18 protein-coding genes are annotated in these 20,194 nt (G+C 68.0%); 6 read left to right on the forward strand and 12 right to left on the reverse strand.

The features are described 5' to 3' along the window. Positions 1-13 precede the first annotated feature (13 nt). Genes FKO37_RS02975 through FKO37_RS03005 form a run of 7 tightly spaced genes read right to left on the reverse strand, consistent with a single transcriptional unit; the run spans position 14 to position 6,927 of the window. Entirely contained in the window at positions 14-772 is a 759-nt protein-coding gene (locus tag FKO37_RS02975) for an SDR family NAD(P)-dependent oxidoreductase (RefSeq protein ID WP_037809250.1), read from the reverse strand. Further along, the gene (locus tag FKO37_RS02980; protein ID WP_134728017.1) at positions 769-2,193 is read right to left on the reverse strand and encodes an aldehyde dehydrogenase family protein; all 1,425 of its coding nucleotides are present in this window, start codon (positions 2,191-2,193) and stop codon (positions 769-771) included. The genes FKO37_RS02975 and FKO37_RS02980 overlap by 4 nt, the downstream gene beginning before the upstream one ends. Next, the gene (locus tag FKO37_RS02985; RefSeq protein WP_238603667.1) at positions 2,186-2,953 is read right to left on the reverse strand and encodes an ATP-binding cassette domain-containing protein; all 768 of its coding nucleotides are present in this window, start codon (positions 2,951-2,953) and stop codon (positions 2,186-2,188) included. Before FKO37_RS02985 ends, FKO37_RS02980 begins: the two co-directional genes overlap by 8 nt. Continuing rightward, the gene (locus FKO37_RS02990; protein ID WP_037809233.1) at positions 2,950-3,684 is read right to left on the reverse strand and encodes an ABC transporter ATP-binding protein; all 735 of its coding nucleotides are present in this window, start codon (positions 3,682-3,684) and stop codon (positions 2,950-2,952) included. Before FKO37_RS02990 ends, FKO37_RS02985 begins: the two co-directional genes overlap by 4 nt. Next, positions 3,681-4,496 (reverse strand): ABC transporter permease, encoded by an 816-nt coding sequence (locus FKO37_RS02995; protein ID WP_043831301.1) that lies wholly within the window; start codon positions 4,494-4,496, stop codon positions 3,681-3,683. Before FKO37_RS02995 ends, FKO37_RS02990 begins: the two co-directional genes overlap by 4 nt. Further along, a complete protein-coding gene (locus tag FKO37_RS03000; RefSeq protein ID WP_238603668.1) occupies positions 4,496-5,440 on the reverse strand; it encodes an ABC transporter permease in 945 nt (314 codons plus the stop codon). The genes FKO37_RS02995 and FKO37_RS03000 overlap by 1 nt, the downstream gene beginning before the upstream one ends. Continuing rightward, on the reverse strand, positions 5,437-6,927 hold the full coding sequence (locus tag FKO37_RS03005; RefSeq protein WP_238603669.1) for an ABC transporter substrate-binding protein: 1,491 nt from the start codon (positions 6,925-6,927) through the stop codon (positions 5,437-5,439). The genes FKO37_RS03000 and FKO37_RS03005 overlap by 4 nt, the downstream gene beginning before the upstream one ends. A gap of 77 nt (positions 6,928-7,004) precedes the next feature. Here FKO37_RS03005 and FKO37_RS03010 point away from each other — a divergent pair, with 77 nt between their 5' ends. Beyond that, positions 7,005-7,742: a FadR/GntR family transcriptional regulator gene (locus FKO37_RS03010; protein ID WP_037809227.1), complete on the forward strand. Its 738-nt coding sequence runs from the start codon at positions 7,005-7,007 to the stop codon at positions 7,740-7,742. A 1-nt stretch (position 7,743) separates the two neighbouring features. Here the strand turns inward: FKO37_RS03010 and FKO37_RS03015 are convergent, their stop codons facing one another. From FKO37_RS03015 to FKO37_RS03030, 4 genes are all read right to left on the reverse strand, one after another. After that, positions 7,744-8,343, reverse strand: coding sequence for a class F sortase (locus FKO37_RS03015; protein WP_238603670.1), 600 nt, complete (start codon positions 8,341-8,343; stop codon positions 7,744-7,746). Further along, positions 8,343-9,062, reverse strand: a complete 720-nt coding sequence (locus tag FKO37_RS03020; RefSeq protein ID WP_238603671.1) for a hypothetical protein — start codon at positions 9,060-9,062, stop codon at positions 8,343-8,345. The genes FKO37_RS03015 and FKO37_RS03020 overlap by 1 nt, the downstream gene beginning before the upstream one ends. 237 nt (positions 9,063-9,299) lie before the next feature. Beyond that, positions 9,300-10,331, reverse strand: coding sequence for a PLP-dependent aspartate aminotransferase family protein (locus FKO37_RS03025; RefSeq protein WP_238603672.1), 1,032 nt, complete (start codon positions 10,329-10,331; stop codon positions 9,300-9,302). Between the two features lie 146 nt (positions 10,332-10,477). After that, entirely contained in the window at positions 10,478-13,693 is a 3,216-nt protein-coding gene (locus FKO37_RS03030) for a penicillin acylase family protein (RefSeq protein ID WP_238603673.1), read from the reverse strand. Between the two features lie 163 nt (positions 13,694-13,856). Between FKO37_RS03030 and FKO37_RS03035 the strand changes: the two genes are divergently transcribed. From FKO37_RS03035 to FKO37_RS03055, 5 genes are all read left to right on the forward strand, one after another. Beyond that, positions 13,857-14,231 carry an FKBP-type peptidyl-prolyl cis-trans isomerase gene (locus tag FKO37_RS03035; RefSeq protein ID WP_037809223.1) on the forward strand — a complete coding sequence of 125 codons (375 nt, stop codon included), beginning with the start codon at positions 13,857-13,859 and terminating at the stop codon, positions 14,229-14,231. 122 nt (positions 14,232-14,353) lie between these two features. Beyond that, positions 14,354-15,112: a trypsin-like serine protease gene (locus FKO37_RS03040; protein WP_238603674.1), complete on the forward strand. Its 759-nt coding sequence runs from the start codon at positions 14,354-14,356 to the stop codon at positions 15,110-15,112. Positions 15,113-15,236: 124 nt separating this feature from the next. Beyond that, the gene (locus FKO37_RS03045) at positions 15,237-15,971 is read left to right on the forward strand and encodes a trypsin-like serine protease (RefSeq protein ID WP_037809220.1); all 735 of its coding nucleotides are present in this window, start codon (positions 15,237-15,239) and stop codon (positions 15,969-15,971) included. 36 nt (positions 15,972-16,007) lie between these two features. Next, entirely contained in the window at positions 16,008-16,343 is a 336-nt protein-coding gene (locus FKO37_RS03050) for a hypothetical protein (protein WP_238603675.1), read from the forward strand. Positions 16,344-16,391: 48 nt separating this feature from the next. Further along, positions 16,392-18,095, forward strand: coding sequence for a hypothetical protein (locus tag FKO37_RS03055; protein WP_238603676.1), 1,704 nt, complete (start codon positions 16,392-16,394; stop codon positions 18,093-18,095). On the opposite strand, the gene FKO37_RS03060 is transcribed toward FKO37_RS03055, so the two are convergent. Further along, positions 18,096-20,105: an NB-ARC domain-containing protein gene (locus tag FKO37_RS03060; RefSeq protein ID WP_238603677.1), complete on the reverse strand. Its 2,010-nt coding sequence runs from the start codon at positions 20,103-20,105 to the stop codon at positions 18,096-18,098. It abuts the gene before it with no gap. Positions 20,106-20,194 lie beyond the last annotated feature (89 nt).

Raw genomic sequence — 20,194 nt, forward strand, 5'->3', positions numbered from 1 at the left:
CGGAACCTCCGATTCACGAAGCGGGTGGGTCAAAGCGGCCGTCGACTGCGGTCCAGCCGCCGTCGACGGCCAGGACGGAGCCGGTGACGAAGGTCGAAGCGTCCGAAGCGAGGTACACGACGGCGCCGGCCAGTTCGTCCGCGCGCGCCCAGCGGCCGAGGGCGCCTTTCTGGGCGTAGGCGTCGTACCAGTCGGGGCGCGCTTTGATCTGTGCGGTCAAGGGCGTCTCGACAACACCAGGGGCGATGGCGTTGACGCGTACGCCGGACGGTCCGAACTCAGCGGCGGCTGTGCGGAACAGCTGCACTAAGCCGCCCTTCGTCGCTGCGTACGGGCCTTGGCCGGGTTCGACAGTGGTGCCGCGGATCGAGGAAAACCCGATGATGCTTCCCCGGCCCTGCTCGACCATCGGGGCGCCGAACGCGCGCAGCACCTCGAAGGCGACGCCCAGGTTCAGCTCCACCACGCGGTCGAACTCTTCGCGGGTGTAGTCGAGAAGGCGTTTCCGGACGTTGGTAGCTGCGGTCAGCACGACAGCGTCCAGCGGACCCAGTTCAGCAGCAGCGGCTTCGACGGCACCGGGGGCGAGCAGGTCGATCTCGTACGCTTCGCCGACGCCGGTCTCCCGCGCGGCGGCGACGTCCCGGTCCGCGCAGATCACCGACGCGCCGTGCGCGGCCAGGGCTCGGGCGGCTTCGCGGCCGATCCCGCTGCCCGCGCCGAGCACGACGGCCCGGCGGCCGTCCATGCGGAACAGTTCGGCGTAGTTCACGGGCGCAGCACCGCCATCCTGGTCACGGTCAGCTCTTCGACGGCGAATCGCGGCCCCTCGCGGCCGATCCCGGAGTCCTTGACCCCGCCGTACGGCATCGTGTCGGACCGGAAACCCGGCACCTCGTTCACCACTACCCCGCCGACCTCCAGCTCGTCCAGCGCGCGGAACGCGGTCTTCAACGAGCGGCTGTACACGCTCGCGTGCAAGCCGTACCGCGACGCGTTGACCACGGCGAAGGCTTCGTCCACATCGGACACTGTGCGCAGGCAGACGACTGGTCCGAAGATCTCCTCGTCCCAGCATTCGACGCCGTCCGGGACATCCGCGAGCACCGTCGGCTCCAGCACGCCGTCGCGCACCGAACCGCCCGCCAGCAGCCGGGCACCCGCCGCGGTCGCTTTGTCGACCCACTCGGCGACCCGGGCGGTCGAGCGTTCGTCGATCAGCGCGGACACTCTCGTGTCCGGGGAGCGCGGGTCACCAACGGTCACTTCGCCCAGCCGCGCAAGCACTCTGGAGGTGAATTCTTCAGCTATGGAAGACACCACCAGCACGCGCTGTACGGAAATACAGGCCTGCCCGGACGCGTAGAACCCGCCGCGCAGCACGGCGTCCGCGGCCGCGTCGAGGTCGGCGTCCTCGGCGACCACCAGTGCGGCGTTCGAGCCCAGCTCCAGCAGGGTCTTCGTCGGCGCGGCGTCGCGGGCGATCTGGTGGCCGACGGCGGCCGAGCCGGTGAAGGACACCGCGCCGATCCGTCGGTCCGTGACCAGCGCCGATCCGACCGAAGCGTCTCCGGTGACCAGCTGGACCATCGCGGGAAGATCGGTTAGCGAGCGGACCAGGTGCACCAGCCACAGCGTCGCCAGCGGGGTTTGCGGCGCCGGTTTCACGACCACCGGACAAGCCGCCGCAATCGCCGGGGCGATCTTGTGCGACGCGAGCAGCAGCGGGTAGTTGAACCCGGCGATGCCGACGACCACTCCAATCGGCTTGCGCTTCCAGAACCCGACCAGTCCGTCGCCGGACGGCAGCAGGTCGAGCGGCACGGTTTCGCCGTGCAGCCGCGACACTTCCTCAGCCGCGGCCTCCCAGGTGACGATCGTCCGCGCGACCTCCACCTGGCAGTCGACCAGCGGTTTCCCGGTCTCCAACACGAGCAGCTGCTCGAACTCTGCTTGACGTTCGCGAATCGCCGAAGCCACGTCGTTGAGCAAGGTGCGGCGAGTCCGCGAAGGCAGCGAAGCGACTTCGCGAGCCACTGCCACCGCTTCGTCCACAGCACGCGAAGCCAGCGCGGCAGTGCCGACCGACGCGTTGCCGATCACGCTGCCGTCGTAGGGAAACACGACGTCCGCAGTATCCACTGTGGACACCCAGCCGGGACCGACCGGCAGGCCGTCCGGGTAGTCAGGCATCCGTTTCTCCCTTCAACCGGGCCAGCTCGGTCCGCAGATTCGGCGCGGCGGCCAGCAGTTCCCGGGTGTACTCGTGCTCCGGAGCGGCGTAAACCTGCTCGACCGCACCGATTTCCACGATCTCGCCGCTCCGCATCACCGCGACGCGATCGCACACGTGCCGCACCACGCCGAGGTCGTGCGAGACGAAAATCAACGTCAGCGAGAACTCCTCGACCAGCTGGGCCAGCAGGTCCAGGATCTGCGCGCGCACCGAAACGTCCAGCGCACTCACCGGTTCGTCCGCGATCAGCACGCTCGGGTTCGGCGCGAGCGCGCGGGCGATCGAGATCCGTTGCCGTTGCCCGCCGGAGAACTGGTGCGGGTACCGCATCGCCGCGTCCTCGGGCAGTCCGACCGCGGTCAGCAGTTCCGCGACACGCTCCGGCGACCGGCGGCCGAGCGGTTCGGACACGATGTCCCGCACGCGCATCCGCGGATCGAGCGAACCCATCGGATCCTGGAACACGATCTGCATTTCGCTGCGCAGGAACCGCAGTTTCCGTTCGGGCAGCGAGTCGATCCGCTTCCCCTGGAACGACACCGAGCCCGCGGTCGGCCGGTCCAACGCGGCCAGCAACCGCACCAGCGTGGACTTCCCGGACCCGGACTCGCCGACGATCCCGAACCGTTCACCAGCGGAAACGTCGAAACTCACGCCGCGCAACGCATGCACGTCCCGCCGCGCATACCGCCGTTCCAAATCCCGGACGGAGATCATCGCGCCCCCTCCAGATCGGAAGCCGCGAGCAACCGCTGCGTATAAGAATGCTGAGGCGCGGTCAAAACCTCCCGCGTCGAGCCGTGCTCCACAATGGACCCGTCGAGCATCACGAGCACCCGGTCGCACATCTGCGCCACCACCGCCAGATCGTGCGTGATGAACAGCAGCGAGCTCTCCGCCGACAGTCGCTCGCGAATCAGGCCGAGGATCTGCGCCTGCACGGTGACGTCCAGCGCGGTGGTCGGCTCGTCGCAGATCAGCAGTGCCGGGTCGTTGGCCAGCGCGATCGCCAGCACCACCCGCTGCCGCTGCCCGCCGGACAGCTGATGCGGATACGCCCGCGCGACGTCCGGCAATCCGACCGCGGCCAGCAGTTCCTCCGCTGGCCGCCCGCGACGGCCGTGCACCCGGAACGGCTCGGTGACCTGCCGTCCGATCCGCATCGCCGGGTTCAGCGCCGTCATCGGCTCCTGAAACACCATCGCCATCCCGTTGCCGCGCAACCGGGACAGCTCCTTTTCGGACGCACCAAGCAGCTCGCGATCGTCCAATCGCACCGAACCGGTGGCCGACAATCCTTCCGGCAGCAGGCCCAGCACGGACAGCGCGGTGAGCGATTTCCCGGACCCGGATTCGCCGATCAGCCCGACCCGCTCGCCCGCGCCCAGCTCGAACGAAACCCCGCGCACCAGATCCGCGACCTGCAGGTTCTCCACGGTCAGCGTCATACCCGCGCCGCCAATCGGGGGTCGAGACGGTCGCGCAGACCGTCGCCGAGAAGGTTGAAACCGAGCACTGCCACCGCGATCGCGACACCGGGCACGAGCGCCAGCCGCGGATGCGCGGTGAGCAGTTCCTGCGACTCCTGCAGCATCCGGCCCCACGACGGCGTCGGCGGCCGCGTGCCGAAGCCGAGGAACGACAACGCCGCTTCGGCCAGCACCGCGATCGCGAACGACACCGATGCCTGCACGATCAGCAGCCCGCCGATGTTCGGCATTACGTGCGACCAGGCGATCCGCGTCCGCGACCGGCCGCCTGCCCGCGCCGCGAGCACGTATTCGCTGCTCATGACCTGCAGCGAGCCCGACCGTGCGATCCGGGCGAACGACGGGATGGTCGCGATGCCGATGGCGACCATCGCGGTGAGCGTGTCCGCGCCGAAGACCGCGCCGAACATGATCGCCAGCAGCAGCGCGGGAAACGCGAGCACCAGGTCGTTCACCCGCATCACGAACTCGCCGAGCCACCGCGGAGCCATCGCCGCCAGCACTCCCAGCGGGGTGCCGATCACCGCCGCGATGCCGACCGCGACAACGCCGACGTACAACGTCGTTCGCGCGCCGACGAGGATCTGGCTGAAGACGTCGCGACCGAATTTGTCCGTGCCGAACAGATGCTCGGCCGAGAAGCCCAGCAGCCGGTCCGCCGCGTTGACCTGCACCGGGTCGTACGGCGTCCAGACGAACGACACCAGCGCGGCCACCACGACGAGCGCGACCAGTATCCCGCCGAGCAGGAGATTTCCGTTGCGGCGCATCAGGACCCCCGCAGTCTCGGGTCGAGCACCGAATAGAGCACGTCGACCACGAAGTTCACCAGCAGCACCCCGGCCACCAGCACCAGCACGATCCCTTGCACGGTCAGCAAATCGCGCTGCGCGACCGCGTCCAGCAGCATGCTGCCGAGCCCGGGCAGCACGAACACTCGCTCCACCACGACCGCGCCGATCAGCAGCGTCGTCAACTGCAGGCCGAGCACGGTGACCACCGGGACGGACGCGTTGCGCAACCCGTGCCGGAACAGCGCCTGACCAGGCAAGAGTCCCTTCGACCGGGCGGTGCGGAGGTAGTCCTGGCCGAGCGTGTCGAGCACCGCCGAGCGGACGTAGCGCGTGAGCACCGCGCCCTGCACGAGACCGAGCGACAACGCCGGAAGGATCAGTCCGCGCAGGAATTCGCCCGCGTTCTGGTCTGGTGGCGTCCATCCGCCGCTCGGCAGCCACCGCAGCTGCACGGAGAAAATCTGCACCAGGATGATCCCCGCGAGGAACGCCGGGATCGCCACGCCGACCTGCGACAGCCCGGAAACCGCGACGCCGCTGGCCTTCCGGTGCCGCACCGCGGCGAACGCGCCAGCCGGGAGAGCGATCACCAGCGCGACGATCATTCCCGCGCCGACCAGCCACAACGTGACGCCGAGCCGGTCGAGCAACTGCGGGCTGATCGCCTCGCGCGTGACGTACGACCGGCCGAAGTCGCCGTGCAGCACCCCGCCCATCCAGCTCAGGTACTGCTCGACCAGCGGCCGGTCGATACCGAATTCGGCGCGGGTCTTCGCGAGCAGTTCGGGCGTCGCGTTCACGCCGAGCGCGACCTGCGCCGGATCGCCCGGCAGCACCGCCATGAACAGGAACACCACAATGGACGCCACGAACAGGCTCACCGCGAACACGGCCACCCGCCGCAGCACGCGCGCCGTCATGCGGGCCTCACCCCGGTCAGATCGAACGACTCACTGACCTGGTTGCGCGCGAGTCCGGTCACCTTCTTCTTGGCGACCACGACGTTCGGGAACAAGAACAGCCAGTCCGCGACCGCGTCGGCGTTCAGCTGCCGCGCGACCTCCTTCATGTCGCTCACCTGCTCCTGCGGGGTGCCGCTGTCCGCCGCGGCGAGCAACTGCTGGACACGTTTGTTGTCGTAACCCCAGTAGTACTTGGGTTTTCCGAACGTCGAGATGTCGCGGGCTTCGACGTGCTGGATGATCGACAGGTCGTAGTCGTGGTCGGTGAAGACCTGCTTGAGCCACACCGCCGGGAAGTCGAGCGGTTCGATCGTCGCGGTGACCCCGACGTCCGCCAGCTGCGATTGCACCACCTGCGCCGCCGATACCGCGTACGGCAGGTTCGGAATCCGCAGCCGCAGCTTCAGATCGTGCACGCCCGCCTCGGCGAGCAGCTGTTTCGCCTTCGCCGGGTCGTAGGAATAGACCTTCGACAGGTCCTCGTACCACGGGTCAGTGGGCGGGACCATGCTGCCGATGAGCGTGCCGCGACCGCTGAACACCAGGTCCAGCACGGCTTTCCGGTCGATGGCGTAGGTGAGCGCGCGGCGGACGCGCACGTCGTTCAGCGGCGCGCGCCGGCCGTTGAACGCCAGCGTGACCTCGCTGTTCGTGGTGCCTTGCTGCACGGTGAACCGGTCGTCGCCCTGGAACTGCGGGATCGAATCGGCCGACGTGAGGTTGGAGATCACGTCGATCCCGTTGGACAGCAACGCGTTGTTGAGCGCGGTCGGATCGGCGAAGTACTTGAGCACGACCGTGCGATACGCCGGTCTCCGTCCCCAGTACCGCGGATTCTCCCGCAGGACAATGGAATCGCCGCGACGACGCGAGGCCACCTCGTACGGTCCGGTCCCGACCGGATGGTTCGCCAGATCCGCGACGCCGGTCGGGCTGAACATCGCGCCGAGCCTGCTGGTGAGGCTGAACAGCCAGCCGTTGCTCGGTTTCGCCAGCACGACGCGTGCGTGATCCGGCGCGACGACCTCGACGTGGTCCACGACGTCCATCGCCGACTTGATCGAGATCGTCCAGTCGGTCTTCACCCGCATCAGCGAAAACTGGACGTCGGAGGCGGTGAACGGCGCTCCGTTGCTGAACTTGACGCCCTGCTGGAGCTGGAAGTCGTAGGTCTTGCGGTCCGGGCTGATCGTCCAGGACTTCGCGAGCAGCGGCACGATCCGGCCCTGCGGGTCGAGCTTCACCAGGCCCTCGTAGACGTTGTAGAGCAGCGCCTGCGGGATGGCCACGCCGTCGGAATGAGTGAAGTCGAAGTTGGCCGGTTCCGCCGTGTACCCGACGGAAAGTGTGTCCGGACCTGGGGAAACACTCGCGCTGGAGCCTGCCGAGCAGCCGGACGTCACGAGCAGCAGTGCCAGTGCCGCCGCAGCGCTCCGGGCTTTCATTCCGCCTCCTGCTCAGTACACTGGTCTGACCAGTAACTCGGACAGCAGACTCGCATCCGGAAGACACCGAGGTCAAGATGAAGTTCGAACCGGTGGCTCCGGTCCGCGCCTACGAGCGGATCGTCGAGCAGATCGAGGAGGCCGTGGTCAGCGGCCGCCTCAAGCCCGGCGAACGGCTGCCCGGCGAACGGGAGCTGATGACGCAGTTCGGCGTCGGCCGCTCGACCGTGCGCGAGGCGCTGCGGGTGTTGCAGGCCGCCGAGCTGATCCGGTCGCGACCGGGCGATCCGCGCGGACCCGAGGTGCTGGCCGCGTCCCCGGGCGCGCTGCACCGGTCGATGCACCGGCTGGCGCGCGCGGAACACGTCGGACTGGCGGAACTGCTGCAATTCCGGATGGTGCTCGACGGTTCGTCGCACCTGCTGGCCGCGGAACTGCGCACCGCCGAGGATTTGACCGCGCTCGACGGCGCGTTGGAAGGAATGGCGGAGGCGGACGGATACGCCGAATTCAGCCGCGCGGACGTCGCATTCCACGACGTCATTGCCCGGGTGTCCCGAAATCCGCTGCTGGTGGTGAGCGGCGAAGTGGTCCGCGGCGTGGTGCTGGAATTGATCGAGGACAAACTCAGCCACGCCAACGACCGCGGCACGCTGATGCGCTCCTGGCTGCGCCACCACGAAGAGGTGCTGAACGCGATCCGCGCCGCCGACGGGGAGTCGGCGGCGCGGCTGGCGCGGCAAGCGCTGTATGACAACTACTCGGAGTACGTGCCGAAGGAACAGCGAACGCTGCTCACCCCGTTGCTGACCTGAGTCAGGAGACCAGGTTCGCGTACACCACGATGTTGTCCTTGTAGCTGTGCTCGGCGTGGTCGAACACGCCGCCGCAGGTGATGAGGCGCAGCTGCGGCTTGTCCGTGTTGCCGAAGACGGCCTGGGTCGGGAACGTGTCCTTGGGGACCTGGTCCTTGTGGTCCACGACGAACTTCAGCTTCTTGCCGTCGCTGCGTTCGATGTCGATCTCGTCGCCCGGGTTGACGTCCTTGAGCTTGTAGAAGATGCCCGGCTTGTGGTTGCCGTCGACGTGCCCGAGCACGATCGCCGGGCCCACGTCGCCCGGCACCGGCGAGAGCCGGTACCACGCGGCCTGCATCGGGTTCTTCACCGACGGCACCGAAATCTGCCCGTCCTTGTTCGGCAGGACGGTGATCAGCGACGATTTCGCGCCGATCTTCGGGATCTCGACCGAGGTCGGCCGCAGCCCGGTGAACGGCTTGGTCACCGGAACCGCCGCACTGGCCGGGGCCTGCGCGGCGGGCGCCGCCGGGGCGTCCGAACCGCCGCACGCGCTCAGCGAGAGGGAGAGGAGCAGAGCGGCCGCGAGAGCGACGCCCTGCCCGTACTTCCTGGTCATCAGGCGGCCATGCCCCCGAAGCCGGTCTCGATGCCGTGCTTCGGCGCGTACTTCACCTGCGAGCCGCCCTGGCCGCCGGTGGTGCCGGCCGAACCAGCGCCCGCGCCGCCCGCCGGGGGAAGCGTGCCGCCATCGGTCGGCTTGCCGCCGCAGGTCCACTCCGCACGCACGGTGCCGCTGTCGAAGGAGACGCCGTCGTGGCGCTTGACGAGCCACTCCCAGTAGCGACCGTCGGTCTCGTCCTGGTGCGGGCCCTCGAGGAGGTCGAAGTCGTTGGAGCGCAGGCCGGTCGGCTCGCCCGCCGCGCACGCGATCACGACGACGCCGAGGTTCTCGTCGAGGTCGACGCCGTAGCCGGTGTCGTCGACGTACGGCGGCTCTTCCGGAGTGGAGGTCTCCGAGGAGGTCGGCGTGGTCGGCTTGCTGGTGTCAGTCGGCTTGCCGGTCTCGGTCGGCTTGCCCGTCTCAGTCGGCTTGCCCGTCTCAGTCGGCTTGCCCGTCTCAGTCGGCGCGCCGGTCTCGGTCGGCTTGCTCGTCTCGGTCGGCTTGCCGGTCTCGCTGGCCGGGGCCTCCGAGGTGGGAGCCGTCTCGCCCGAGGTGGCCGGAGCCGAGGCCGAGGTTTCCGGCGCGGTCTCCGCGTTCGCGGCGGGCACGACGGTGAGGCTGATCAGGGCGCCCGCGAGCACTGCGCCCGCGAGTCTGCCCAGGGTCTTCTTCAAGATGATTACCCCTCTGAGGAAAAGCGCGATGACCCCCACCGCGCGTGCTGATCCTGCCGAACATTCAGCACATAGGGGTAACCCTTTAGCTGGTGATTAATGACACGAGGGAAAGCGGTAACGAACGCCTTCTCGGTAGCGATGATTCCGCCCGATCGCCGGGAATCCGGCCCGTCGTGCCCATACCGTAACAGTTGCGAGGCAACCCGCACAGCCCTCGTTAAGGAATGGCGGAAATCAGCCGAGCGCGGTCAGCAAATCCCGCCACAGGTCTTCCGGGTCTTCCAAACCGATCGAAAACCGGATGAGCCCCGGCGGCACTCGTTCCTCGCCGGGCAGCCACGCACGCCGTTCCACCAGGCTTTCCACCCCGCCAAGGCTTGTCGCGGGCCGGATCAACCGGACGCTCGCGCACACCTTGTCCGCAGCGTCGGCATCGGCGACCTCGAACGCCGTCATCATCCCGAAACCGGGGTAGCGGACCTTGGTTACCGCCGGGTGTTCCGCCAACCGGGACACCAGCAATTGCGCGGTACGAGTTTGCTCGGCAAGACGAACCGGAAGCGTCCGCAAACCGCGCAACGCGAGCCACGCTTCAAGCGCACCCGGAGTCGCGCCGACCCGAGTCCGCGCCGCGCGAAGTTCGTCCACAATGTCCTGATCGGCCGCGACCGCGACGCCGAGCAGAAGGTCGCTGTGTCCGCCAATGAGCTTCGTCGCGCTGTGCACGACGATGTCCGCGCCGAGCGACAGCGGTTGCTGGTGCAGCGAAGTCGCGAAGGTGTTGTCGACGACTACGCGTCCCCTAGTGCCGCGCGCGATGGTCTCGATCTCCATCACGTCGAGCGTCGGGTTAGTCGGCGATTCGAGCCACAACAGATCGGCGTCGCAGTCGAGCCACGCCTGCGTGTCCGTCGGCTCCAATTCGGTGACCGTGAGCCGACCGAGCTGCTGCGCGTGCTTCAACGCTCCGCGCGTGACGGCGTAACTGAACGACGGAACCGCGACCGTCGACCCGACCGGCAACGAATCCAGCACGGCGGACAACGTCGCGACGCCAGACGCGAAGGAGACCGCGGTGCCGCCTTCAAGGGATCCGACGACCTCTTCGAAGGCGTCCCAGGTAGCGGTGCCGTCGGAGCGGGAATACACCGCGTCACCGCCGGCCTCGAAGGTGCTCGTGGCCACGATCGGCGTGTTCAGCGGCTCGCCAGGGCCGTGCGGCCGGCCCGCCGCGATCGCGCGGGTCCGCGGAGTCCAGTCGTCCATGCGGACACGGTAACTTCGCGACCGCCGAAACGGCAGGCGACGAATGTCACCAGGTGGTCAGCAGTTCCACAAAGTGGGCGATACCCAGAGCACAAGAACCGCCCCGGCCGATCCTGCTGGCCGGGGCGGTTCCGCAACGACTGCGGTCAGTGCGCGTAAACCTCGAACTCGTACAGCGAATACCCGTACTTGGTCCCTCGCGTAACACCCTGCATCCGAACGAACCGCGCGTCCGAAGGCGCGAACGAGACGTTGTCCGCCCCGCCGTTCCCGTCTGTCACCACAGCCGCGTCGTGCCAGTCGGTGCCGTCAGTAGACAGCTGGATCTTGTATCCCTTCGCGTACGCCTTCTCCCACGACAGCACCGCTCGCGAAACCTTCTGCACCGAGCCGAGGTCCACGGTGATCGACTGGTTGTCGCTCCAGTCGCTCGCCCAGCGGGTGCCGGGATTGCCGTCGACCGCGTTCGAGGCCGGGGAGTTGTAGAAGCCGGTTTCCGCGCTGGAAGCGTTCACCGGCTTGCCCGCCGCGAGGTTCGAGACGTTGTCGCCGCGATGCGCCGGGTACTCCACGACCTGCTGGAACGTCGGCCGGTTCTGCGTGCTGATCTTGCCGTGCGCGATGCCGCCCAGCGGACGCTGGATGATCGTGTCCGCGCACCACTGGTCGCCCGCCGAGCAGTCGGCATCGCCCGGGTACACCGTGTTCGCGGGCTGGCCGGCGGCCGCGGTCAACGAATCGACCAGGGTCTGGCGGCACGCGGTCAGGTCGCCGCCGCCGCAGAACTTCGCGCCGAGCGGACCCGCGACCGGCTGCCCGAGCGCGGTGCGGATGTCCTTGCTGACGTAACCCCACCAGCCGTGCTGGTACGCCGAACCCTGGTGCGGCTGCCCGACGTGCTTGCCCGGCGTCTCGTTCTGGAAGCCGGACGGGCTTTCGTTGATCTGCAGCACGTTCGTCATCGCGCCGAACGCGTCGTCGCCCATCGCCGGTTTGAACTCGCCGGTGACCAGCAGCGGCCACCACGCGTCCATGATCCGGATCGCGTCCGCGTCGTTGTAAGTCTTGCTTCCCGGACTGGACTCGACGCGCTGGTGTCCGTGCTGCATCCACGTCTTCAGCTTCGCCTTGGCGTCCGCCGCGGCACCGGTGAGCGGAGCCTTGTCCAGCACCTGCAACAACAGCGGCAGTACCTTCTCCGCCCGCAGGTCGGCCAGCGCGGCGTCCTCCATCGCCTGGGTCAGGTTCACCCGGGTCACCTTGGTGCCGCTGGAAAGCAGCGCCTTGACCCGCGCGTCGAGCAGATCGCCGCGGTGCACGGCGGACTTGTCCGCACCGCCGGACGCGTAGCCGTTGGACTGCGCGTTGTTCCAGCTGATGTAGTAGTCCTGGTTCACCGACTGCGGATGCTCCGACGCGGGCGTGTAGTCCGCCTTGTTGCCCGCCGGGTTCCAGCCCTTCCAGTCGAACCCGCGATCGCCCCACGCGGGCATCATCGGGTCCACAGTGGAATTGCGCACCGGGTTCGCGCCGGAGTTGAAGTACGCGATGTCCTTCGAATCCGCGTAGAACCAGTTGAAGGTGAAGTTGACGTCGTTCGCGGCGCGCTGGAAGTCCGCGGCCGATTTGACGAAGCCCGGGTCGTTGAACTCCTGGAACCCGATCAGCGAATCCACCTCGTGGAAGTACGAGGACCGCAGCGACGAGTACGCCACCGGCTTCCCGCCCACCGTCGCCCGCGAGGTCACCGGGCCGTACTTCGTGCGGTAGCTGCGCAGGGTGTAGGACCCGGCGGCGGTGCCGTCCGCGACCGTCGGCGACCAGGCGTTCTTGCGCTCCACGGTGTCCATCGGGAGGCATTTGCCCTGGTAGAGGTAGTAGTTCGAGTCCTTTGTGGCCGGTTTGCCGCTCGGGTCGCACAGCGGCAGCGCGTAGGTGTCGATGATGTCCTGCGCCGCGGTCGTCGCGCTCCACGAGTAGTCCTGGCCGCGCCCGAGCAGCACGTACATGCTGAGCCCGGCGAACGACGCGCCCCGCGCGCTGATGCCCGGACCCTGGATTTCCTGCAGCAGCAACAGCTGCGGCGCGAAGTACCCGGTCTGCGGACCGAACACGGCGACCGGATGCCCGCTCGCGGTCTTCGCACCGGACACCAGCAGCGCGTTGGACATGCCGTGCTTTTCCTTGAGCATGTTGCCCGGCAGCACGCCGTTGTCGAACATGCCGCGCGCGGACTCCTGGTCCTTCGGCGCGGCGACCTTGACCTTCGGCTGCGCGGCGGCGGCCGAACCGGTCGGGTCGAACACGAGCTGCTGGTTCGTCACCGAGCCCTTGTCCGGCAACGCCGCGCCCTGCGGGTTCGCCGGAGTGTTGCCGTACGGGAAGTTCTGCCCGTCGTGCAAGGTCTTCACGGCCTCGGGATCGTCCGCGGCACGCAGGCTCTGCCAGACCTTTTCGCCCTGCTCGACGCCGTACTTCTCCTGCAGCGCCAGCTTCGCGACCGCGTTCTGCACCTCGCCGCCACCGCCCGCGCCGAACTGCGCGCCGACCACCGAGGCGAGCACGACGAGGTCGGTGAGCTTGAACGGTTCGATGGTGCCCGCGTTGGTGATCGCGTCGACATGCCCGGTCAGCACGTACTCGCCCGGGAAGTACCGGCCGTTGTGCGAATCGGTGATGTATTTGTTGATGCCTTCGATGTACGCCTGCGCGTCGGCGAGACCCTGCTTGCCGCGCGGACCGCTCGCCGCCACCGCGTCGATCTGCTGCTGCAGTTCGTCCTCGGTGTAGGGCGCGGAGGCGAAGAAAGACTGTTCCAGCTCGCGGTTCGCTTCCGCGCCGCCCGCGTATGACGTCAGCTGGCCGCGGCCGACGCGACGCATGATGTCCATGAGCCACAAGCGATCCTGCGCCGCGGCGTATCCCGCGCCGTACTCGGTGCCGGACCGCGTCGTGCCCTGGATGTGCGGGACGCCGGTGGCCTTGTCGCGCGTGATCGTCACGTCGTCACGCGGTTTGATCGTGCTCGCGACCTGGTCGGCGGGCACCCCGAAGGACGAGTCGTTGAAGAATTTGCCGATCGTGTCGGTCGTCAGGGTCTTGTAGCCGCCCGCCAGATCGGCGTATTTGCCGAGCTGGTCGTCGGCGTGCCCGGGCTGGGTGCCGAACGCCTTGTTGGCGAGGATTTCGGCGAGCGTCGCGCTGCCGTTCTCGCCCGGCGGGAGGATGTCGTTGCACTGGCCAGCGCAATAGTCGTTGCCGGGCAACGCGGCGGAAGCCGGTGCCGCGGTCCCGATCTGCACTAGCCCGGCCGTGAGCACGGCTACCGCGCCCACGGCCAGGATGGGAATGCGTCGTCGCATGCCACAGCTCCGTCCACGAAGGATGCCCCAGGGTGACCCAGCGCACGCTACCGACGGGTAGTGCACATGTGAAGAGTTTTCGCGTTTATCCCCTCGTTGGGAGTAGTCCGTCTGGCGGTACTCCATCCGGCGCAGCGTTTGCCCGATAGGTACGGTGAGCCCCATGAGCGTGGAAAAGCCCCAAGTCGAGCGCCCGGACGGACCGCCGCCCGCCGAGCTGCAGATCAAAGACATCACGGTCGGCGACGGCCCCGAAGCCAAGTCCGGCAATGCGGTCAGCGTGCATTACGTCGGCGTCTCGCACTCCACCGGCGCGCAATTCGACGCCTCTTACGACCGCGGCGCGCCGCTCGATTTCCAGCTCGGCGCCGGCCAGGTCATCCCGGGCTGGGACCAGGGCGTGACCGGCATGAAGGTCGGCGGCCGCCGCCAGCTGGTCATCCCGCCGCACCTGGCTTACGGCGAACGCGGCGCGGGCGGCGTGATCGCCCCGAACGAAACGCTGATTTTCGTCGTCGATCTCGTCGGCGTGAGCTGATCTGCACGAAAACGCGGGCAGCCGGGAAAGCCCGAACGGGCAGCCCCGGCTGATCCCCCTTTCGGGGGAACCGGAAGGCGCCTAACGTTCGCATTGAGTAGTCGTCTTCCGGAGGATATTTCATGCGTTTGCGTGCTGCCCTTTCCGCTGCCTTCCTCGCCGCCGGCGCCGCGCTCGCCGTCGCGGCTCCCGCGTCCGCGGTCGCGAACGGCAACGATGTGGCGCCCGGCGAGTATCCGTTCGCTGCCAAGCTGTCCATGCCCGTCATCCCGCGCGCGGACGGCACCACTTATTCGAGCGGATGCTCGGGTTCCCTGATCGCGCCGCAGTGGATCATCACCGCCGGGCACTGTTTCCACGACGTCAACCGCAAGCCGGTTTCCGGCCCGGTGCCATACGGGACTTCGGTGCTTCTCGGCGCGACCACCGACGAGCCGGGCAAGGGCGAGCGTCGGCAGGTCACCGAGGTGCAGCAGGCGGGCGTCAACGACGTCGCGCTCGCGAAGCTCGACCAGCCGGTCACCGACATCAAGCCGCTGACAGTTTCGCCCGCCGCGCCGGCCAACGGCCAGAAGGTGCTGCTCGCCGGATGGGGCAGCCTGACCGAGGTTTCGCCGAAGCCGTCGGACAAGCTGCAACAGGGCGAAATGCAGGTGGTCGGCTCGGACGCCACCACCGCGAGCATCATCGGCGTCTCGCCGAAGAAGGACACCAGCGCGTGCAGCTACGACTCGGGCGCGCCGTACTTCGTCGACGACGGCGACAACACCGGCCGGCTCGTCTCGGTCGAGTCGACCGGCCCGGACTGCCCCCACTCCACGCCGGAGACGACCGCGCGCGTCGACATCCTCAAGGACTGGATCGCCTCGCACACCCAGTGAGGACAAGTCGCGAGATCGGTCGGTTTTCGTCGCCCATCAAGGGAATTCCGCATCGCGGACGGTGTCGTTAGCGTGGAAGGCCGAGTTCATCGGCGTCCGCCGGTGACCCGGACGAAGGGACAGAATGCGCGTCCGCGCCGCGATCTCCGCAGCAGTACTCCTGCCCATCCTCACCGCGAGCCCGGCCTTGGCCGTCGCCAACGGTTCTGACGTCCCGCCAGGCCAGTTCGGCTTCGCCGCGAAGCTGAGCATGACCGGAATCCCGCTGCCGAACGGAAGCACGTACTCGAGCTTCTGTTCGGCAGCGCTCGTCGCACCGCAGTGGATCGTCACCACCGGCCACTGTTTCCACGACGCCAACAAGAACCGGGTGTCCGGCCCGGTGCCGTACCCGACGACGGTGTCGCTGGGTCTGGTCGACGAGACCAAGGAGAAAGGCGTCCAGCGCAAGGTCACCCAGGTCCTGCAAGCCGGCCCGAACGACGTCGCGCTGGCCCAGCTCGACAGCCCGGTCTCCGAGGTCAAGCCGCTCACGGTGAACCACCTGGTGCCAGGCGTCGGACAGCAGGTGACGCTAGCGGGCTGGGGCAGCCGGACGGCGCAGAATCCGGTGCCGTCCAAGCAGTTGCAGCAGGGCACGATGAAGATCTCGTCGGTCGGCGGCACGACAGTCGGCATCCACGGCGTCGCGCCGCAAGCGTCCACCAGCGCGTGCACCTACGACACGGGCGCGCCGTACTTCACCGACGGCAAGCTGATCTCGATCGAGAACAACGGCCCGGACTGCCCGCACACCGGCGCGGAGACGACGTCGCGCATCGATGTGATCGCCGACTGGATCGACGAGCACGCGAAGTGAGTACGGTGGAGGGGCCGCCGACCTGAGGAGAGTCGCATGCCCGAGCCGATCCTGACCGCTGTCGCCACCGCGCTGGCCACAAAGGCCGCGACCGGGCTGTATGACCTGGTCAAGCGCAAGTTCTCCGGCAACAGCAAGGCAACCGCGGAACTGGAGGCGGCCACCCCCGACAACCCGGCCACCGTCACCGCACTGGCCGAACGCCTCGACGAGGCCAGCCGCCAGGACCCGGACTTCGGCACGGCGCTGCGCACCGAGTTCGAGGTGCACCAGGAGGCCCGCAGCGGCGGGGTGACGAACCACGTGGGCACCGTGGCCGAAGGGGCCAAGGTCGTCCAGCTGCGTGACGTACAAGGCAATATCAGCCTCTGAGCCTTTTCCGACGACCGGCACGGAGCGCGATCGGTAGGATCGCTCTCCGTGCCGTCGTCGTCTTACCCCGTGCCGCGCCGATGGCGCACCGTGCCCACGGAACGGACGCTGCTGGCGGTAGTGCACAACGTCACCGCCGCGACTCGCTTGCTGGACGTGCTGCCGCTGTTCGCCGGGGATCCCCGGGTGCAGGTGGTGTTCACGTGCCCGGATTCGAGCGCGTTCACCCGGGGAACGCAGGAGTACCTCGCCGCGCGCGGGATCCCGCTGGAGCCGTGGGAAGACATCGTCGCGGAGGACTTCGACTGGGCGCTGGCGGCCAGTTACGGCGGGGATTTGCATAAATTGCGCGCTCCGTTGACGGTTTTGCCGCACGGAATGGGGTATAATAAATTCTTGGAAACCGGAAACCGGAAACCGGAAACCGGAAACCGGAAACCGGAAACCGGAAACCGGAAACCGGAAACCGGAAACCGGAAACCGGAAACCGGAAACCGGAAACCGGAAACCGGAAACCGGAAACCGGAAACCGGAAACCGGAAACCGGTTTTCGGGTTGTCCGAGCAATGGCTGATGCACAACGGCGAGGTGATCGCCGAACATCACGTCCTGTCCCACCCCGAACAGCTCACCCGGCTGCGGCAGTACTGTCCGGAAGCCGCTGACCACGCCGTCATCGCCGGAGACTCCTGCCTGGACCGCCTGCGCAACGCACGGGAACTCCGCGAGTCCTACCGCCAAGCTCTCGGCGTAACGGGCGAACAAACCCTGGTATTGATTTCCTCCACGTGGGGCCAACTCTCGTCGTACGGCTCCGGCCCAGACCTCCCCCAACGCATCGCCCAGCAACTACCGTTGGACGAATTCGCCGTCGTCCTGGCCCTGCACCCGAACATCGGCCAGGGCCATTACCCGTGGCAACTGAAACAGTGGCTGCAAGAATGCGAGCGCGCAGGCGTAATCGTCCTGCCGGAAGAAGACCTGTGGCAACCAGCCGCAGTAGCCGCCGACGTCACCATCGGCGACCACGGCTCCGTCACCTACTACTCCGCCTGCCTGGGCACCCCAGTCCTGCTGGCCGCCGCACCGCACGACGCCGTCGATCCGGATTCCCCGGTAGCCGCCCTGCTGCGCGCCGCCCCCGCGCTCACCGACGAAAACCTGGCCGACCAACTGTGCACCGCGACCCAGCCACCAGCCCTGATCGCCGCGACCTCCCTCGCCACCAGCGTCCCCGGCCAGTCCGCCGCCCTCCTGACCGACCTCGGCTACCGCACGCTCAAACTCCCGCCGCCAGCCCGACCAGCCGGATTCATCGCGTTCCCGCTGCCGCGCGTCCACCGCCCCGAGCCCGGCGCACAGTGGGTCCGCGTCCGCGGCGACGACGTCACCAGATTCGCCGCCACCACACCTGAGGCTCACCTAGTAGTCCACGTTGACGGCCCCGACCCGCGCCTGCTGCGCCGCGCCGACATCGTGCTGGGCGACCGATTCCCCGATCCCGGCCGCTGGATCGCCCTCACCCTTGCCGAATTCCCCGGCTGCGAATGGGCCGCCTGCCCAGCCGGATCAGGCTGGCTGGCCGGCAGCCGCGACGGCCTGGTCGTCTCCTTCACCGGCACCGACCTGCCACAAGCTGTGCCGTCGCTGCTGTACAAGCGCGACCTGCTGGGCTTGGATTTCCCCGAACAACTCCCCTTCACCGCGGCCGGCCGCAAGCACGAGGTGCGCCTGACTATCCACTATGGATAGTCAGAGCTGTTCGAGCCAGATCAGCAGATCGGTCGCCTCGGCCGTGAATCCGTGCAGCTGTGCGATGCCCAACGCGTCCTCCGCGTGCGCCTTCGCCTGGTCACGGTAGCCACGAGCAAGCGCGGCCTCCGCCCGAGACCGCAACGCGGCGATACGTTCTCGCTGCAGCTTGGCCTTCTCCGCCGCGGCATCGAGTTCGGCCAGCAGAGCCGCGCCTTCCTCGTACGAACCAGCCTCGATCAGCTTCCGCCCCTGCCACAGCCGGATCTTCACCAGATTGCCGGGCTCGTTCTTCAGCCCCTGCTCCGCTTGCGCCAGCAAGACGGCCGCTTCCTCCGGCGGCACGACCTTGGCCAGATGCATCCGGATCAACGCGAGCCTACGAGGATCACCGATCTGCTCGGCAAGCTCGAGACTTTCCCGAAAGCAGGCCTCCGCCTGGCTGTACAGCGAAACCGCTTCCTCGTCCCGTCCCTGCTGCCGCGCGATCAACCCCGGCTCGAAGAATGCGAGCCCGCGTGCTTCCAGCGCGGACGCGTGTTCCTCCGGCGTCGTGGCCAGCTCGGCCGCCGCGGCGTACTGCTCCAACGCCGCCGCCCAATCACGCCGCTGCAGCTGAGCGAACCCAAGCTGGGTACGGACCAATCCTTCGGCAAGCGGCATCGCGGCGGCCTGCGCGGCCCGGACCGCGTCCTGGCTCACCGCCAACAGCTCGACGGGGTAAGCGCCGTCTTTGTAGACCGGCCACAACGCCCTCGCCAGCCGGATGACGTTTTCGTGCGCCCCCTCCTGCAACGCGACCTCCGCCGCGGCAGCCAGGTTCCCCTGCTCGTCGAACAACCACTCCCAGGCATCCACGTCGGCTGGCACCGGAGTGAAGCCCGGCCAGATCTTCTTCGGCCAGCCAGTAGACAGCGCGCGTTCCGCGATCCGGAGCCCGTGCTCGGCGTAGTAACCGACCACGGCGTCGGAAAGCTCACCGGCCAGCGTCGCTGCGTGCATGCGCGCCAGCTCGGACATCCGGTAGCGACCCCCGATGACCTCGATCAACTTGGCAGAGACCAGCTTCTGCAGGGTGTCCTCGGTGTCGTACTCGTCGAGGGCGAGAAGCGCCGCCACAGTTTCCAGCCGAACGGTGCCGTCGCCCGGATGCGCGCCGAAAATCCGGTACGCCGCTTGCTCACGCTCGCCCATCTGCTCGTAGGCAACGTCGTACACCGCGCTGGCCAGTGCACCTTTCGCTCGGATCCGCCCGACCAGCCGCCGCACCGTCGCACCCGGCCGCGCCAGGAGCACGCCCGCGACGTTGAGTTCCGCGGCAGATCCCGCGCAGATCCGCAGCAGTTCTTTCAGCTGTTCTGGCTCCGCGGCGAGCTTTTCGTCACCCACCAGTGCCGCCAGCACGCCCAGCGCCGCCTCGTCGCTCAACGGTTCCAACTCGACTTCGCGAGCGGAATACCGGGCGCGCAGCGCCTCCAGCCCAGACCCGACTACGAGCACGTACGAGCCGGGATGCGTCGGCAGCAGCGCCTTGACTTCCGCCGCGCTCAACGCGTCGTCGACCAGCAACGCGACCTTGAATTTGGCGGTCTGCGACTGCCACATCGCCGCGCGCCCCTCGAGACTCGCCTGCATCTCGTCCGGCCCGTAACCCAGCTTGGACAGCAACTCGGCCAGCACATCAGCGCCGGCCCGGTGGCCCACGCGCACGTCGTAAAACCGGTCGAACCGGTCCTGATGCTGGTGCAGCCAGGTTTCGCACAGCGTCGTCCGCCCGCTGCCCGGCGCACCTCGCACGATCGCGATCGCTACCCGGTCCGGCACCTCGTCATGAATGCGAGTGAGCGCGGCCAACTGACGCTCGTTGTTCCGGTAATGCTCCGGAGGTGCCTGGACCTGCAACGCCGGCGCCGCGGGCTGCCGCGGCCCGTGGAAGTGCACGTCGCCGTACACGTCGCGCGCCTGGAAGACCTTGTCCGCCTCGCCGTCGAAGTAGTTGCCGTCGCTCACCGTTTCCCCCGCCCAGCTGGTCCCGGCTCAGGCTACCGGAAACGTCACGGTCCGTGTCCAGCCTTTCACCACGATCGGGTCCGGGTAAG

Source organism: Amycolatopsis sp. Poz14 (assembly GCF_006704225.1).
Lineage (GTDB): Bacteria > Actinomycetota > Actinomycetes > Mycobacteriales > Pseudonocardiaceae > Amycolatopsis > Amycolatopsis nivea.